We start from the raw sequence: 16,955 nt of genomic DNA, 5'->3' as shown, positions 1-16,955 counted from the left end.
CCTATTCCGCCGCCGCGCGATCCCCAAGGGTCGCGCTCATATACTGGTCGAGCGCCGCCGCCTGTTCTTTGGTAAGCCTCAAGCCCCGCTTGGTCCTGCGCCACAAGACATCCTCGGCGGTCAGCGCCCATTCGTGCTGCATGAGATAGCGCACTTCGGCCTCGAACAGGTCGGCCCCAAAATTCTTGCCGAGGTCGGCCTGCGAACGCGCCAGCCCCAGCAGCGTGCGGGCCCGCGTGCCGTAGAGCCGGGTCAGGCGGCGGGCATGCGCCAGGTCGAGGAACGGATAGGACGCCTTCAGCTTCGCCGCCTCGGCGTCGAAGCCGTTGACCGGAAAATCGCCGCCCGGCAGCGTCGCACCCGCCGTCCAGGGTTTTCCGCGCTTGCCGACATGCTCCTCGATCTTCTCAAGCATCGACTCAGCCAGCCGCCGGTAAGTCGTTATTTTCCCACCGAAAACATTGACGATCGCCGCCCGGCCATGACCGCCTTCGGCCTTCAGAACATAGTCGCGCGTCGCCTCCTGCGCCTTCGACGCGCCGTCGTCATAGAGGGGGCGGACGGCCGAATAGGTCCAGACGATGTCGGAGCGGCGGACCGGTTCGGCGAAATATTCGCTTGCGGCGGCGCACAGATAATCGGTTTCGGTTTCGCTGATGCGCGCGTCCTTCGGATCGCCGACGAAATCCTGGTCGGTGGTTCCGATGAGCGTGAAATCTTCCTCGTAGGGGATCGCGAAAATGATGCGGCCGTCACGGTTCTGGAAGAAGTAGGCGCGCGGGTCGTCGAACTTCTTGCGCACGACGATGTGGCTGCCGCCGACGAGGCGGACATTGTGCACGTCGTTCTGGCCGACCGCGCCGGCCAGCACCCGGTCGACCCAGGGTCCGGCGGCATTGACGATCAGTTTTGCCCTGACCGTTTCAGTCGCGTGGCTCACCATGTCCTCGATTGTGACCGACCAGAAATCGCCTTCCCGCCGCGCCTCGACCACGCGGGTACGGGTGCGGATCACCGCGCCGCGGTCGGCGGCGTCGCGGGCGTTGAGCACCACCAGCCGCGCGTCATTGACCCAGCCGTCGGAATATTCGAACGCCTTTTTGAACAGCGGTTTCAATGGCTTGCCGGCTTTATCGCTGACCATGTCGAGCGTCTTCGTCGCCGGCAACAGCTTGCGCCCGCCGATATGATCGTAGAGGAAAAGCCCAAGCCGCAGCAGCCAGGCCGGCCGCAGGCCCTCGGCATAGGGGAGCACGAAACGCATCGGCCAGATGATGTGCGGCGCCATCTTCCACAGCACCTCGCGTTCCATCAGCGCCTCGCGGACAAGGCGGAACTCGTAATGCTCGAGGTAGCGCAGGCCGCCATGAATCAGTTTGGTCGAGCCGGACGAGGTCCCGCTTGCCAAGTCGTTCATCTCGCAGAGGAAAACCGAAAAGCCGCGGCCGACGGCGTCGCGCGCGATGCCGCATCCGTTGATGCCGCCGCCGATGACGAACACGTCATGGATCGCGCTTGCGCCCAAAAATGCCTCCCCGCTCGCTTTCGCAGTGCAACATTTCTGCCTTTTCGAAAGTCTAGCGGGATTATTTCGAAATACTAACGAATGTCAAACGAAAATCCGTACTTTCCTCACCGACGCTCACATACCCTGCGTCAACCGGTCGGTCTCGACCAGTTCCACCTCGTTTTCCTGGCAGATGCGTCGGATCGCCGGCAACTCACAGGTGTCGGTGATGAAGGTGTTGACCTGCGACAGATGGCCGATGCGAACGGGGGCGGTACGTTCGAACTTGGTTGCGTCCGAAACCAGGATCACGTGGCGGGCATTGGCGATGATGGCTTGCGCGACCTTGACCTCGCGAAAGTCGTAGTCGAGCAACGCGCCGTCATGGTCGATCGCCGAGGCGCCGATGACCGCATAGTCGACCTTGAACTGCTTTATGAAGTCCACCGCTGCCTCGCCGACGACTCCTCCATCGGAGCCGCGCACCACGCCGCCGGCGATAACCACCTCGATCCCGGGATAAACACGCATCCTGTTGGCAACATTGATGTTATTGGTGATGACCATAAGTCCGGAATGATCCAGAAGCGCCTTGCTGACCTCTTCGGTGGTGGTGCCGATATTGATGAACAGCGAGGCGTTGTCGGGAATGATGCGCGCCGCTGCGCGGCCGATCGCCTCCTTCTCGGAGGCGGCGATCTTGCGCCGCGCCTCATATTCGACATTGGCGATGCCGGAGGGAAAGAGCGCGCCGCCATGGATGCGCGACAGCAACCGCTGGTCGCACAAGTCGTTGAGATCCTTGCGGATTGTCTGCGGCGTCACGCCGAAATGGGTGGCGAGGTCATCGACAAGGACACGGCCCTGATCCTTCGCCATCTGTATGATTTCGGAATGGCGCGGCGATAGGTACATGTCTCTTCCCTCGGTTTCGTTTTCCCAATCATTAGAGGAAAACGAAAGCGTCTGGAAGCCTCACATCGCGACAAGCGCCGAAATGCCGAGATTCTGACATGGCCCGATGCCGGCTAGATCGGCTAAAGCGCAAAGCAGAGCAGAATCAAAGGCTTATGGCGTCGGATTGCAACTCAATGCATACACATGCATAACGTGTGAAGTCCATAATGCCAAATCATATCAATTGGATAGGTGACACCTGCCTCGGGTCAGCCTCGCCGGCCTTCAAAAACCGCCGAAAAAGCCGGCGACTCGCTTGTCCGAAGCAGGTTTCGGCGATGCGGATAGCGCCGTGAGCTTGCTCGCCGAGCCCCCAAACGGCGTACGAAGACACCCCGGGAAATCTCGGGGAAGTCTCGCAGGTGAGCACTGGCTTTGATCACCCGCACCGCTGTCACCACCCTGCCCGATGCTTCGCCGGAAAGAACGGCGGGACAGACACAGAGTCTGCCGATGTCGCCGTCGGCGATGCCGGTGAGATCCGCGGCGGGGGCTAGTTGTTGTTCTGGGTCTGGCGCGCCAATGCCGGCTTGGCCGGCGCCTGGCGGCCGGGTCTTGCAAGCATCGTGGCGAGGTCGGGAAGCGGCTGAAGCGGCTCCGCGCGCAGCGGCGCCTTGACGGCCAGTCCGTCGGCGATGGTCAGCACACTGTCGTAGAACTCCGCGCCGGTCGACGATTTCGGCGGCTCCGCTTCATGCATGACGCTGACGACGATGACGCCGGGGCAATTGTCGCGGATCGCCTGGTGGAAAGCCACCTTGGCCTCAGGATCGAGCGCGCTGGTGGCCTCGTCGAGGAACAGCAGGCCGGGCTTATGCAGCAGGATGCGGGCAAGCACCAGTTTCTGCTTCTGGCCGCCCGACAGCGTCTCCTCCCACAGCCTGCCGTCGCGTGCGCTGTCGGGAAGATATTCGATGAACTCGCCGAGCCCTGCCCGATGCAGCGCAGCCGCGACCGCCGTGTCGGCATGATCGGCCTCGTCCGCCGGCAGGCAGACGAGTTGCTTCAGCGAGAGCGGCGGCAGGCGCACGTCCTGCGCCGCGTAGAAAGTGGAGACCCCTTCGGGGAAAATCACCGAGCCGCCGCCATGCGGCCACAGCCCATTGATCGCCTTGATCAGGCTCGACTTGCCGGCGCCCGAGGCGCCCCGGATAAAGGTCCATTCGCCACGGCGGAAACGCAGCAGCGGCGCGGTGACGAAAGGCACCGTTTCCTCGCCGACATGCATCAGATCGAGGTTGCGCACGGTGAGCCCGAATACCGCGTGCTGGCGTGCGAACTGGAAGTCGCTGCGCCCGGTGGTGCGGTAAAAGTCGTCCGGATCGATCACCCGCTCGATGGCGTCCGCCAGTTCGATGACGCGGCGGGAATTGGCCTTCAGCGAGGCGATCGCCGGCATGACGTGAATGAACCACGAGCATTCGCGTATCAACGTATTCACCAGTTCGGCGCCGGTGACGTAGCCCTTCAGGCTGATGTTGTTGTTTATGTAAGGGAGCAGGCCCGGACCATACGAGACGACGCGGAAAGCGACGAAGTCGTAGATGAGCTGGAAAGACCTGAAGCCCGAATCGAACCAGTTGAGCCGCGCCCAGACACGGTCGATGCCGGCATAGAGACTGGCGTTCATCCGCTTCTGAACCGCCTCGCCGCGCGAGGCGGCCACATGGAAACTGCGGCGCAGGAAGGTCGTCAGTTCTCCGCGGAAACTGCCTTCCGCCCGCTGGCTGGCGACAGCCAGGCGCTCCAGCGCGCGGCCGAGCCACAGCGCGAACCAGGTGTTGAGCGGCACATAGGCGGCAACCGCGGCGAAGGCCAGCACGGCGGCGCCATAGTGGCCGAGGAATTCGAGGCCGTCGATCGCCGTCGAACTCTCAATCAGCGCCTGTCCGACGAAGAACGCCGAGGTGGTGACCGCGATCACGCCCATGGCAAGGCCGATGGCGCCGCCGGCCATGTCCTTGATCGATTCATGGATGCGCTGGTCGATATTGTCGGGCGGCGGCAATTCCGTGCCGTCGGCGGCACGGGCCGCGTTCTGGACGTGGAGATGCGTGTGGTTGGCGTCCAGCAGCGCGTCGTTGAAGCGGCCGGTCAGCCAGGCACGCCATTTGCGGTGCAGGGTCGTCGAAAGGAGATGGCGGAAGCCGGTCAGCGCGATCTCCTTGGCGATGACCAGGGAAACCAGGAAACCCGCCGCACTCAGGATAGACGACAGCGGCGCTTCATTGTCGGGCCAATGGAACAACGCGATGGCGCTGGCAAGATCGCCGCTTGCCTGGGCAATCCAGACACCGACCTTGCTGGTGAGCGCGGTGAGAAGGGCGATCGCCGCCGTCAGGGCCCAGGCCTCCCGCCACCGCTCGGAGAACCAGTAGGCCCGCATGAGGCCCCAGAAGCTGCGCATCGACGACACCGGCGTCGAAGGCGGCGACTGCGTTTTTTGCTCACGCCACGCGCGAAACAGACGTGGCGCGGGTCCTGCGACCCACGACCGAATCAACGATTCCACCCCCATGCCCTTTTTTGTGGGAATCGTAACACGCTTTGCCGGTTTGCAAACCGAAATGTGCAAAGCCGCCTAAGCAAAGCCGGTCACTTTAAGTTGCGAGCGCCGTCAGCGGCAGGTAAGCACAGCGTCTGTCCACGCCGTGCCACAACGACCTAAAGTATAGCGCAATCCAAGCTTTACGGCCAAATGACGTAGTCATTCCTGCGACCGCGGCATGGCCGATTCTACATCACGAATTTTTGAATCCCGCGGAACGGCGACTGCCAGATCCACGACCGTATACAGGCAAGAACGGGCATTTTTGCAGGGGAGGCGCCCTGTTCGGGACCCGAATCAAGGTGGGCGGAAAATCACCCCCCTGTGCCGAAGCAGGACCATGCCCGAGCCAAATTGTGCGACCCCGGACAGCGCCAGCGCGATTCTCGCGCCCTTCGTGAACGGCGTTTGTGCCCAAGCGATGCGTGCCCAGCCGGGTCCTCGATCGAGGCCTTGCGTTACGGCAAGCCTGCACCACCCGTGGCGGGGCCGGATCGTCGCCGCGAAAAAGGCGCAAGCGGATCAGCCGTCCTTGCTGACAGCCCGCTTGCGGGAGCGCAGCCATGAAGGGGCTTTCGCCGTCCTGCGGACGCGCTCCTTGCGCTCCACCGGAATTCCCCAATGATCGCGATAGATTTCCTCGAACAGCAAAGTGACCGGATGAACCATGGTCCTTCTCCTAATTCTTGAATCGATCCAAAGACAAATCCGTCAAAACGCCGCCAGCGCGCGAAGCAGACCTCCGCCGCCAGCCCCCATCGACGCGGCGTCCGGCGCCGCGATCGGAACGCGGGATGCCCCAGTGATTGCGATAGATGTCATCGAACACGTAGCTCAGCGGATGCATAACAGCCTCCTCGGTTGGATCGATCCAACACATGATCACGTCGGGTATTGGATCGATTCAAAAATAGGCGATCCACGCGTCATGTCAAGCAGAATTTGAATCGATCCAAGGTCCATGTTATGTCTCCTGACAATTTGGCGCAGCCGAAAGGAAGCGAACATTGTCAGCAAAGCCGATCAGACTGGCGGATGTGGCACGGGAAGCCGGCGTATCGCACGGCACCGCGTCCAATGCGTTCAGCCGGCCTGAAGTCGTCCGCGACGAGGTCAAGGAGCGGGTCTTCGCCGCCGCGCAGAAGCTGGGATATTCCGGGCCCGACCCGCGCGGCCGGCTGTTGCGCGCCGGAAAGGTCAACGCCATCGGCGTCGCCACCGCCGAGCCCCTCGCCTATTTCTTCGACGACCCGTTCTCGCGCGTCGTCATGTCGGGGATCAGTCAGGCCTGCGACGCCACCGGCGCCGGCATATCGCTGGTTTCGGCGGCCAACCAGGAACAGCTCGCCTGGAACATCCAGAGCGCGGTGGTCGACGGTTTCATCGTTTTCTGCATCGAGGGCGGCTCGCGCCTGATCGAGCTGACCCGCGAGCGGAAACTGCCCTTCGTGGCGCTGGACTACGGCTTCGACGACGGGACCATCGCCACCATCGGCGTCGACGATGTGGATGGCGCGCGGCGCGCCGCAAGGCACCTGGCCGAACTCGGCCACCGGCGCTTCGCGGTGCTGTCGCTGGCGCTCGCCGACGTCGCGGCCGGTCCCGTCACCTGGGCGCAGGGCGCGGCCGCCATCTATTCGGGCACGCGCGACCGGCTGCGCGGTTACGCCGAGGTGCTGGCCGAATACGGCGTCGATCTCGCCACGGTGCCGATCTACGAGACCGACAATGACGAAAGGACCACGCATGCCGGCCTCGAGCGCATCTTTGCCACGGCCGAGCCGCCGACGGCGATCCTTGCGATGTCCGACAAGGTGGCGCTGCACGCGCTCGACTGGTTGCGCGCCCGCGGCATGACCGTTCCCGGCGACGTCTCCGTCGTCGGCTTCGACGGCGTGCCGGAGGGCGAGGCGTCCGATCCGCCGCTGACCACGATTATCCAGCCGATGCGCGAGATCGGCCGGCGCGCGGTGCAGACCATTCTGGGCTTCGATGGCGCGATCCGCCGCGAGCTGCTGGACGTCGAACTGGCGGTGCGCGGCTCGACCGCGCCGCCGCGTGGAAGCTGACCGGCGCACATTCGTCGAAATCGCCCCCTTTCCTCCCGGCTTCATGCTAGAAAGCAAGACGTGCCGGTTGCGCCGGCACAAGACGGAGTGGGTGAGATGGGCATGATGTCGAGGACCGCGCTGGCCGCAGTGCTGGCGGCCGGAGGCTGGATGGCGATGGCCTCCGCGGTGGCGCAATCGAACGGCGGCTGCACGCTGGAGCAGGTAGGCGGCACGGAGCGCCATTCCATACGCTGCGCCAGCGGGCTGACCGCGATCGCCGAGGCGGGCGCCGCCTACACGCTGCTCGACCGCGACGGCAACGGCGAGACCGACGGCATCAAGCTCGACGGCAAGGCGCTGCTGCTGGAATTTCCGGACGGCGGCGCGCCCGCCGGCTTCGAGGTGATCACCCCGCAGGCGATCGCCGCCGTGCGCGGCACCAGATGGATCGTGGCTGCCGACGCCGGCAAGACCTCGGTGTTCGTGCGGCGCGGCAGCGTCGCCGTCACCCGCGTGTCCGGCGATCAGGGCGTCACGCTGGCGCCGGGCGACGGCGTCGACGTCGAGACTGGCGCCGAACCGCTGACGGTGCGGCAATGGCCGGCGGCGCGTGTCGCGGCGATGATGGCGCGCTTCGGCCAATAGGCGTCGCATGCGCCCACGCTTTCCGCCGGTCGTGATCGCGCTGCTGCTGGCCGGCCTGTGGGGGGCGGTACTGGCCTTCACGCATCTCAATGGCGGCCTGTGGTTCCTCGACCGGGTCGAGGCGACGATGGCCGATATCAGGCTGACGATGCGCGGGCCCAAACCGGCGCCCGACCTTCTCACCATCGTGGCGATCGACGACGACACGGCGCAGGTCGCCGGCGGCTATCCGCTGCCGCGCGCCGCCCTTGCCCGCCTCGTCGGCGAGATCGCGCGCCACAAGCCGAAAGCCATCGCCATCGACGTGCTGCTCGTCGACCCAGGGCCCGGCGACGGCGACGCGCAACTGGCGCAGGCGCTGCGCACCGCGCCCACTGTGCTGGCGGCCGCCGCTGTCTTCCCCGACAAGACGCAGGCGGCGCCGGGCGGCGGGCCGCTGGCCAACGTGCCGGTGGCGCAACGGCTGCTGCTGCCGCTGCCGGTCTTCGCCGAAAGCGCGGCGATCGGCGTCGTCAACGTCGCCACCGACCAGGCCGGCACGCCGCGCGCCATCCCGCTGCTGTTCCGCACCGGCGATCGCATCGAGATGTCGCTGCCGCTGCGCACCGCCGCGATCGCCACCGGCAGCGAGCCGGCGCTCGAGCCCGGATCGATCGTGGTCGGCGGTAACACGATCCGCACCGATGTCGGCCGCACGCTGCCGCTCGCCTTCTACGGTCCGCAAGGCACGATCCGCACGGTCAGCGCCGCCGAGGTGCTGTCCGGCGGCGGCGCCGACCAGCTCGCCGGCCGGATCGTGGTCATCGGCGCGACCGTCACCGGCGGCGGCGATGTGTTTCCGACGCCGTTCGATCCCGTCCTGCCCGGCGTCGAGGTGATTTCGACCGCGATCCTGCACCTGACGGCCGGCGACGGCCTGGTGCGCGACCATGCGACCCGCCTGGCCGACGCGGCGCTCGCCTTCGTGCTGCCGGTCGCCGTGGTCGGGCTGCTGGCGTGGCGGCGCAACGCCGCCGGACTGATTTCCGCCGCGGCGCTGCTGGTGCTGGCGCTCGCCGCCAACGTGCTTGCCTTCGGGCAGGGTTTTTGGCTCAGCGCCGCACTTCCCATGGCGGCGGCCGCGCCGCCGGCGCTGCTGTTCGGCGCCGCCCAGCTCTGGCTCGGCCGGCGCAGCGCCAGCCTGTTCGCCCGCCAGAGCGAGCTGCTGCAACGCATCCAGGCGCCCGGCCTCGGCCAGTGGCTCGCCCACAACCCGGATTTCCTGGCCGAGCCGGTGCGCCAGGACGCGGCGGTGGTGTTCATCGACCTGTCCGGTTTCACCGGCCTGAGCGAGACGCTCGGTCCCACCGCCACGCGAGAACTGCTCGACGCCTTCTACGGACTTGTCGCCGACGAGGCGTCGGCCCATGGAGGCGCGGTGACGGCCTTCACCGGCGACGGCGCGATGATCCTGTTCGGCCTGCCGCAGCCTGCGCCGCAGGACGCCGCCAATGCCGCGCGCTGCTGCGCGCGATTGTCGGAGCGCGTCGGCGCATGGATCGCCTCGCTGCCGCGCGCCGTCGTCCCGCGGCTCGACTTCAAGATCGGCGCGCATTTCGGCGAGGTCGTCGCCTCGCGACTGGGGCACGGCGACAACCAGCAGATCACGGTGACCGGCGACACCGTCAACGTCGCCAACCGGCTGATGGAGGTGGCCGCCCGTCAGAAGATGCCGGTCGCCGTCAGCGACGCGCTGCTGAAGGCCGCCGGCCGCGAGGCGTTTTCCGCCGGCCGCCTCGACGGACCGACGCAGGCGGCGCTGCGCGGCCGCGCCGAGCCGCTTGCGGCGTGGGTATGGCGGGACGGATCGGCCGAACAGGTCGGATAGCCGGCTCCGCCCGCTCAAGCCCGGCCCCGCGCTTACGCCAGCCAGTTGCCATGCACCCAGCCGGTCTTGTCCTGCTTACCGGCGGCGTTCAGCGTCGTCACCTCGACCCAGGCGCCGTCACTGCCCATCGGCGCCACCGGCGTGCCGTCGGGCAGCGTGGCGATGGAGGGGAAAGTCGTTCCTGGTCCGGAGCGCAGGCGAAGGCCTGTCGGCGATTCCACCCGCATCGTCGTGCCGGAATCGTTCGACCCGCCGAACACCTTGGCCCGAAAGGCATCCATGTCGAAAGCCGGGCCAGGATCCTGCTTGCGCAGCGGCGAGATGTCGTCATGGCCGAGCACGTTCTCCTCGGGTATGCCGTATTTTGTAACGATCGCGGCAGCGGCGGCGACTGTGGCGTCCAGTTGATCCTCGTCAAACACTTCCCAGGCGTTGATCCTGGTCGGCTCGAAATTCTTGTGCCGCTTCAGCACAGCGCGCGCGTCCGGCACGCTGGCCCCCGTCCAACTGCGCCACGCGCCGGCCGAACCATGCAGCAATCCCCAGTTGACGATCTCGATGCCGACCGAATGGCTGTTGAGCCCGTTTATGCCTTTCCAACTCGACCTGCCGGCGTGCCAGGCGACCCTGTTGAAGGGCATCATCTGGGTGATGGCGCCGTTGCGGTCGATCACCAGATGCGCCGACGCCTTGGCGGCCGGATTGTTGAACCAGCCTATCGCGCCGGAGCCAGAGGCGCCGGCCGTATAGTGGAGGATCAGGAATCTTGGCGCGCCGCCCGACAGGAGGGTGCCGCCGTTCGGGCTCTCGTCGTTTGGCACCTGCCTGTTCTTGTTGCCGACCAGCCTGTGATTTGCATTGACCTTCATATCCGTCTCCTGACTGAACAGGAGAAGGATACGGCCGGTCCCGACAGGGGGGACAAAAGCAAGCTGCGCCGTCTACTGCCCCACGCCCATGCGGTTCCAGGCGTCGAGGCCGGCGATCTTGTAGGCCTCCGCCAGCGTCGGATAGTTGAAGGTGTTGTTGACGAAGAAATCGACCGTACCACCGAGGTTGATCACCGCCTGGCCGATATGGATCAGCTCGGTGGCGCCCTCGCCGACGATATGCGCGCCGAGCAGGCGGCGCGTGGCCAGCGAGAAGACCAGTTTCAGAAAGCCGGAATCGACACCCATGATGTGGCCGCGCGACGTCTCCCGGAACCGCGCCACGCCGCATTCGTAGGGCTCGCCGCTTCTGCGCACCTCCTCCTCCGACTGGCCGACGGTGGAGATCTCCGGCACAGCGTAGATGCCATACGGGAAGGTGGCGGGTGGCGGCGGGAGCGGCACACCGAAGGCGTGGCAGGCGGCCACCCTGCCCTGTTCCATCGAGGTGGAGGCGAGGCTGGGAAAGCCGATGACATCGCCGGTGGCGTAGATGTTGGGCACCGAGGTCTGGAACGTCTGCGGGTCGACCTCGATGCGGCCGCGCGAATCCGCCTTGATGCCGATGGCGTCGAGCCCGAGGCTGCCGACATTGCCGCTGCGGCCCGCCGCGTAGAGCAATATGTCGGTACGCACCACGCGCCCGTCGGCCAGCAGCGTCTCCACGCCGGTCGGCCCGACTTTCACCTCCTTCACCGCCGCGCCGAGCCGCAGCGTGACGCCGCGGTCGCGCAACTGGTGCATGAAATCGTCGACCAGCTCACGGTCGACGAAATCCAAAATGGTCTGGCGCGACTCGATCAGCGTCACCGGAACGTCGAGGGCGGAGAAGATGGTGGCGTATTCGACCCCGATCACGCCGCCGCCCACCACGGTCAGCGTGCGCGGCAGCGTCGTTAGCTCGAGGATGTCATCGCTGTCGAACACCCTCTTGCCGTCGAACGGCACGGTGTTGGGACGGAACGGCCGCGTGCCGACCGAAACCAGCGCATTGGTGAAGCCGACCTCGCTGTGGACGCCGGCATCGGTGGTCAGGCTGACGCGGTTGGCGTCGACGAATTTGGCGACCGCCTTCATCGAGCGCACCGCGTTGCGCATGAACTGGTGCTGCAAGACCTCGACCTCGTGGTCGAGCGTCTTGTGCAGCCGGGCGATCAGGTCGGCCATGACGATGTCCTGCTTGACGCGGTAGCCGCGGCCGTAAAAGCCACGCTCGCGCCAGCCGGACAGGTTGAGCACCGTCTCGCGCAAGGTCTTCGACGGAATGGTGCCGGTGTGGACGGACACGCCGCCCAGCCGCCTGCCCTTGTCGATCACCATCACCGAGCGGCCGAGCTTTGCCGCCTGCACCGCCGCGCGCCGGCCCGACGGCCCGCTGCCGATGACGATCAGGTCGTAGGTCTCCATCGAAAGTCCCCGCGAGGTGATTGGCGGCGCCGGATAGCATTGCTGCACTGCAAATAGACGACAATTTCGGATGCAGTTCAAATCGTTTTAAAGCGGACGCCGGACTGCATATCCGGCCTATCGGTCACAACCCGGTTCGTCTGGCTGGTGGTTTCAACATATCGGTGCCGTATACTTCCCTCCGCTTGAATCTGCGCCGGCATACCCCATTTCCCACGAGGGGCCGCCGGTCGAAACCGGCCCGACGAGGCGAAGTGTTATGAACGGACAGGTGCTTGACGGCGAGATCATTGCGACTCGACTGGACGAAGCGCGCGCCTATGACGGCGTACGCACGCGGCGCATCCTTGCGTTCCTGCTCGACTACGTGATCGTGTTCCTTCTGCTCATCCCCTTCGGCATCGTCGTCTTCCTGCTCGGCCTGCTCACCTTCGGCATCGGCTGGGGGCTGTTCGGCATCCTCGCGCCGCTGGTGGCGATCATCTACGTCTGGACCACACTGGGCGGCGCAAGTCAGGCGACGCTCGGCATGCGGGCCTTCGGTATCCGCCTCGACCGCCTCGACGGAAAACCGGTCGACGGGCTGCTGGCGGTCGTGCATTCGGTGCTGTTCTGGGCTGGCAACGTCATCCTGACGCCGCTCATCCTGCTGGTCAGCCTGTTCGCCGACCGCAAGCGCACGCTACACGATCTTCTCCTGGGCACGGTGGTGACGCGCTCGGACCGGTAACGGCGCCCCGAATCCCCGGCCCTGCCGCAACGCAGCCGGCAATCGTCGCCGGCCGCGGCTACGGTCGTGATGCCCTGCAACGGCTTCACGAGCAGGGCTCGCGCGCGCTTGTGATGGCGCGCGACAAGGTGCACCATCATTCTCCTGTTGAAATTTTCGCCGGTAAAGCCAAGGTAGAGCGATTCATGGACTCCGCCGGACTCTGATGACTCACCACCCGACCCAGTCGCCGCAGTTTTTCCTGACCGCACCCTCCCCTTGTCCCTACATAGACGGCCAGTTCGAGCGGAAGGTTTTTACTCACCTGGTGGGCGACAAGGCGCCGGAGATGAACGACCTGCTCACCCAGGGCGGCTTTCGGCGCTCACAAAACATAGCCTACCGCCCTGCCTGCGAATCCTGCCGCTCCTGCGTGTCGGTGCGCATCCTGGCCGGCGAGTTCCAGCCTACCCGCAACATGCGCCGCGTGGCGGCCCGCAACGCCGACCTGATCGGCGCCATGCACGACGCCGAACCCTCCACCGAGCAATATTCGCTGTTCCGCACCTATCTCGACGCCCGCCACCGCAAGGGCGGCATGTCGGAAATGACGGTGCTCGACTATGCCATGATGGTCGAGGACACGCATGTCGACACGAAGATCATCGAATATCGCAAGCGCGGCCCGGACTCCTTCATCACCGGCCGCGGCGAAGGCGAACTGATCGCCGTGGCGCTGTCCGACAAGATGGCCGACGGCCTGTCCATGGTCTATTCCTATTTCAACCCGGCGCATGAGGACCGCTCGCTCGGCACCTACATGATCCTCGACCACATCGCCCGCGCCCGCGCCGAGGGCCTGCCCCATGTCTATCTCGGCTATTGGGTCAACGGCTCGCGCAAGATGAACTATAAGGTGCGCTTCACGCCGCAGGAGCACCTCGGCCCACGTGGCTGGGAGCGATTTGCTAGGCAGGAATAACGCCGACCGGCCGCGCCGCCCGTCGAGGGATGGAGCCGGCCAAAATCTTGTCTACCCACAGTACCGACCATCGCAAGGGACTGCTGCTCACCTTCATCGGCGGGCTGACGCTAACGGCCGACATCCCGCTGATCCGGCTGGCCGACGGCGAAGCCTGGTCGATCCTGCTGGCGCGCTGCGCGGCGACGTTCATTGCCGGCGTGATCTTCTGGTCGGTCTGGCGCTGGCTCTCGCCAAAGGCCCCGCCCCTGCTGCCCGGCGGGCTGGGCGTTCTGGTCGCCGCCCTCTACGGGCTCGGATCGATCACCTTCATCGTCGCGGTCTACAACACGTCGACGGCCAACCTGGTTTTCATCCTGGCCTTCACCACGATGTTTTCAGCCTTGCTGTCCTGGGTCTTCCTGAAACACCGGCCGGCCAACGCAACCTTGCTCGCCATGGCGGTGATGATAATCGGCGTGCTGATCATCGTCCGGGATTCGATCGGCAGCGGCAACCTGTTCGGCGACCTCGTCGCGCTGGGCTCGGCCTTCATCATCGCTTCGGCGATCACCGTGAGCCGCCACAGCGGCCGGAACATGGGTTTTACCGCCCTGATCGGGGTCCTGTTTCCGCTGCTGGTCGCCGCCGCGATGGTTGCCAAGACCGGCTACCGCATCGAGGCGCCGTGGTGGATCGTTCTCAACGGCGCGATCGTCTGGCCGATCTCCTTCTACTGCCTGGCGACAGGCCCGCGTTTCCTCTCAGCGCCGGAAGTCGCGATGTTCTACCTGCTGGAAACGGTGCTGGCGCCAGTCTGGGTGTGGCTGATCTTTTCCGAGGCACCGTCGCGCAACAGCCTGATCGGCGGCACCATCCTGATCGTCGCGCTGGTGGCGCATTCGCTCTGGCAGCTTACCCACGGCCGCCGCCGCGCCGCGATCAGGGCGCTGCAGCAGCCGGCTTAGGGTCTGTTGAGATTCAGGTCAGGGCGAGCCGAAAATGGCGGATTTCGAGAACCGGAACGGAGTGTACGTTCTGGTACATGAGTACCGGAAGCGCAGAAGGCCGCCATTTGCAGACCGCCATGGCCTGAATATCAACAGACCCTAGAACGGCTTACTCTACAGTCCGCCGCTCAGCGCAAGAGCTTCACACCAACCCGACCACCGGCACCAGCGCGCCGTGCATGGCCTTTGCGCCGTCCGAGCAGAGGAATGCGACGACGGCGGCGAGTTCGGCCGGCTTCACCCATTTCGAAAAGTCGGCCTTGGGCATCGCGGCGCGGTTTTCCGGCGTGTCGATGGTCGAGGGCAACACGCAGTTGACGTTGATGCCATCGCCACGCAGTTCGGCCGCCATGGTTTCGGTCAGCCGCATCACCGCGCTTTTCGACGCTGTATAGGCGCCCATGCCGGCAGCGCCCTTCAGCGCGGCGGTGGAGCCGACCGTGACGATCTTCCCGGATTTTCGCGCGATCATGCCGGGCACCGCCGCCCGCACGACGTTGACCATGGTGGCGACATTGACTGTCATCATGCGCGCGGCAAGCTCCGGCGGCGCCACATGCACCGGCCCGCCCATGTCGAAGGCGCCGGCGATCGCGCAGACGGCATCGATGCGGCCGAACGCACCCTCCACCTCGGCGACCACGCCGGCGGCAGCGTTCGCATCGCTCAAATCTGCGGCCAGCGCCAGGTGTTCCGCCGCCAGCCCGCCATAGGCGCGCTCGATACTTTCCTTGCGCGAGCCGACCAGCGCCAGCCGGGCGCCTTCCTTCGAAAAGGCTTCGGCGACCGCCCTGCCGAGATTTCCGGTCGCGCCGGTGATCAGAACCGTCCTGTCAGCCATTGCCCGCCGCCTTGTGCTCTTTGCCCTTGAAATAGTTCAGCGTGCCGCGGCTGAGCACCCGGTCGCCCGGAACGAGTTCATGCGGCTCGATCGTCGAGGCGTTTTCCAGCCGAGCATACAGCGGCCCGAAATCCGCGTAGCAATCCTTCAGCAATTGCTCGAAACTGTCGATGACGAAATAGATTTTCTGGAAGTCGTCGATGATGTAGCTGGTGCGCATAACCCGCTCGAGGTCGAAGGCGACGCGGTGCGGCGACGGGTCGTCGAGAGCGAACACGCTTTCGGCGGTCGACGACATGATGCCGGCGCCGAAGATGCGCAGTTCGCCCTTCTCGCGGATCAGCCCGAACTCCACCGTGTACCAGTAGAGCCGCGCCAGGTTGGCCAGCCGCCCGAGTCTCAGCGCCCGCTGGCCGCCCTGGCCGTAGGCCTGGATGAAATCCGAATAGACCGGATTGGCGAGCAGCGGCACATGGCCGAAAATGTCGTGAAAGATGTCGGGCTCCTCCAGATACTCCATCTCCTTCTCGGAGCGGATGAAGGCGCCGGCCGGAAACCGCTTGTTGGCGAGATGGTCGAAGAACACGTCGTCGGGCACCAGCCCGGCCACCGGCACGACGCGCCAGCCGGAGATCTTCTCCAGCCGGTCGCTGAGGCGCTCCATATCCGGCACGCCGCTCTCCGACAGTTTCAGCGCCTTCACGGCTGCAAGAAAATCGGCGCAGGCGCGCCCCTGCAGCACTTTGCGCGAGCGTGCGAACAGCCGGTCCCAGCGGCCGTGCTCGTCGGCCGAATAGGAATTCCAGTCCTGGTCGATGGTGAAGTCGGGATTTTTCGGGGCGTTTTCGTAGCGGTTCTTCGCGGGTTCCTCGACCCGCCGGGCGGCTTGCGTGGCCATGTCTTCCTCCTGTCGGCGGAGGGCCGCGCGCCGGGCGCCGGCCCGCCATGTTTCGTGTCAGGATTATCCCGCAGCACGCCTGAAAAATCTTGCCTATCTTGCATGACGAGAGGCCATATGTGGTGATACCTTTCAGAAATTTACCTGCTTTGAAAGGATCTTCCAAATGCGCACCGAGGAAGACGACCGCAAGATCCTGCGCGAATTGCAGCGCGACGCCACGCTGACGCTGAAGCAGCTATCGGAGCGGCTCGCCATGTCGCAGTCGACCATCTGGCGGCGCGTCCAGGAGATGGAGAAGGCGGGCGTCATCCTTGGCCGCGCCACCCTGGTCGATCCGCTCGCCGTCGGCCTGTCGGTCTGCGTGTTCGTGCATGTCAACATGGTCGCCCACAGCACCGAGATCCGCGGCCGCTTCGAGGCCTTCGCGCGCGACGCGCCGGAGATCGTCGACTGCTATTCGGTCACCGGCGCGCACGACTACACGCTGATCGTGCGCACCCGCTCGGTGGAGGAATTCGAGAGTTTCCTGATGCGCGAGGTGCTGGGGCATCCGGGCGTCGCCACCGCCTCGTCGAACCTCGCGCTGCGCCAGCACAAGCGCAGCGCCGTGCTGCCGATCTGA

Annotated in this window: 15 protein-coding genes; 7 read left to right on the top strand and 8 right to left on the bottom strand. The window is 65.4% G+C overall.

Going from position 1 to position 16,955, the window contains the following annotated elements; translation table 11 throughout:
* Nucleotide 1: 1 nt before the first annotated feature.
* From glpD to RB623_RS10645, 4 genes are all read right to left on the bottom strand, one after another.
* Nucleotides 2–1,525 carry a glycerol-3-phosphate dehydrogenase gene (glpD, locus tag RB623_RS10660; RefSeq protein WP_308056772.1) on the bottom strand — a complete coding sequence of 508 codons (1,524 nt, stop codon included), beginning with the start codon at nucleotides 1,523–1,525 and terminating at the stop codon, nucleotides 2–4.
* A 117-nt stretch (nucleotides 1,526–1,642) separates the two neighbouring features.
* Nucleotides 1,643–2,422 (bottom strand): DeoR/GlpR family DNA-binding transcription regulator, encoded by a 780-nt coding sequence (locus RB623_RS10655; protein WP_308056771.1) that lies wholly within the window; start codon nucleotides 2,420–2,422, stop codon nucleotides 1,643–1,645.
* 535 nt (nucleotides 2,423–2,957) lie between these two features.
* Nucleotides 2,958–4,871: an ABC transporter ATP-binding protein/permease gene (locus RB623_RS10650; protein WP_308056770.1), complete on the bottom strand. Its 1,914-nt coding sequence runs from the start codon at nucleotides 4,869–4,871 to the stop codon at nucleotides 2,958–2,960.
* A 663-nt stretch (nucleotides 4,872–5,534) separates the two neighbouring features.
* Nucleotides 5,535–5,681: a hypothetical protein gene (locus RB623_RS10645; RefSeq protein ID WP_308056769.1), complete on the bottom strand. Its 147-nt coding sequence runs from the start codon at nucleotides 5,679–5,681 to the stop codon at nucleotides 5,535–5,537.
* Nucleotides 5,682–6,019: 338 nt separating this feature from the next.
* Between RB623_RS10645 and RB623_RS10640 the strand changes: the two genes are divergently transcribed.
* The 3 genes from RB623_RS10640 to RB623_RS10630 all read left to right on the top strand — a co-directional run bounded on the left by RB623_RS10640 (nucleotide 6,020) and on the right by RB623_RS10630 (nucleotide 9,575).
* Entirely contained in the window at nucleotides 6,020–7,081 is a 1,062-nt protein-coding gene (locus RB623_RS10640; protein ID WP_308056768.1) for a LacI family DNA-binding transcriptional regulator, read from the top strand.
* A gap of 96 nt (nucleotides 7,082–7,177) precedes the next feature.
* Nucleotides 7,178–7,708, top strand: coding sequence for a FecR domain-containing protein (locus RB623_RS10635; RefSeq protein ID WP_308056767.1), 531 nt, complete (start codon nucleotides 7,178–7,180; stop codon nucleotides 7,706–7,708).
* 7 nt (nucleotides 7,709–7,715) lie between these two features.
* Nucleotides 7,716–9,575 carry an adenylate/guanylate cyclase domain-containing protein gene (locus RB623_RS10630; protein WP_308056766.1) on the top strand — a complete coding sequence of 620 codons (1,860 nt, stop codon included), beginning with the start codon at nucleotides 7,716–7,718 and terminating at the stop codon, nucleotides 9,573–9,575.
* A gap of 32 nt (nucleotides 9,576–9,607) precedes the next feature.
* Here the strand turns inward: RB623_RS10630 and RB623_RS10625 are convergent, their stop codons facing one another.
* Entirely contained in the window at nucleotides 9,608–10,444 is an 837-nt protein-coding gene (locus tag RB623_RS10625) for an N-acetylmuramoyl-L-alanine amidase (protein WP_308056765.1), read from the bottom strand.
* Between the two features lie 72 nt (nucleotides 10,445–10,516).
* Nucleotides 10,517–11,911, bottom strand: a complete 1,395-nt coding sequence (gene sthA, locus RB623_RS10620) for a Si-specific NAD(P)(+) transhydrogenase (protein ID WP_308056764.1) — start codon at nucleotides 11,909–11,911, stop codon at nucleotides 10,517–10,519.
* A gap of 259 nt (nucleotides 11,912–12,170) precedes the next feature.
* On the opposite strand from sthA, the gene RB623_RS10615 reads away from it, so the two are divergent.
* The 3 genes from RB623_RS10615 (at nucleotide 12,171) to RB623_RS10605 (ending at nucleotide 14,549) form a co-directional block, all read left to right on the top strand.
* Nucleotides 12,171–12,641 (top strand): RDD family protein, encoded by a 471-nt coding sequence (locus tag RB623_RS10615; protein WP_308056763.1) that lies wholly within the window; start codon nucleotides 12,171–12,173, stop codon nucleotides 12,639–12,641.
* 205 nt (nucleotides 12,642–12,846) lie between these two features.
* Complete coding sequence (locus tag RB623_RS10610; protein ID WP_308056762.1) at nucleotides 12,847–13,602, top strand: arginyltransferase; 756 nt, start codon at nucleotides 12,847–12,849, stop codon at nucleotides 13,600–13,602.
* Between the two features lie 47 nt (nucleotides 13,603–13,649).
* The gene (locus tag RB623_RS10605) at nucleotides 13,650–14,549 is read left to right on the top strand and encodes a DMT family transporter (protein WP_308056761.1); all 900 of its coding nucleotides are present in this window, start codon (nucleotides 13,650–13,652) and stop codon (nucleotides 14,547–14,549) included.
* Nucleotides 14,550–14,733: 184 nt separating this feature from the next.
* Here RB623_RS10605 and RB623_RS10600 read toward each other — a convergent pair whose 3' ends face one another.
* Nucleotides 14,734–15,432: an SDR family NAD(P)-dependent oxidoreductase gene (locus RB623_RS10600; protein ID WP_308056760.1), complete on the bottom strand. Its 699-nt coding sequence runs from the start codon at nucleotides 15,430–15,432 to the stop codon at nucleotides 14,734–14,736.
* On the bottom strand, nucleotides 15,425–16,330 hold the full coding sequence (phhA, locus tag RB623_RS10595) for a phenylalanine 4-monooxygenase (protein WP_308056759.1): 906 nt from the start codon (nucleotides 16,328–16,330) through the stop codon (nucleotides 15,425–15,427). Before phhA ends, RB623_RS10600 begins: the two co-directional genes overlap by 8 nt.
* Before the next feature lie 166 nt (nucleotides 16,331–16,496).
* On the opposite strand from phhA, the gene RB623_RS10590 reads away from it, so the two are divergent.
* Nucleotides 16,497–16,955, top strand: a complete 459-nt coding sequence (locus RB623_RS10590) for an Lrp/AsnC family transcriptional regulator (RefSeq protein WP_308056758.1) — start codon at nucleotides 16,497–16,499, stop codon at nucleotides 16,953–16,955.

The sequence above is a fragment of the Mesorhizobium sp. LHD-90 genome, assembly GCF_030929505.1.
GTDB lineage: Bacteria > Pseudomonadota > Alphaproteobacteria > Rhizobiales > Rhizobiaceae > Kumtagia.
This window is presented reverse-complemented; position numbering and strand designations above follow the sequence as displayed.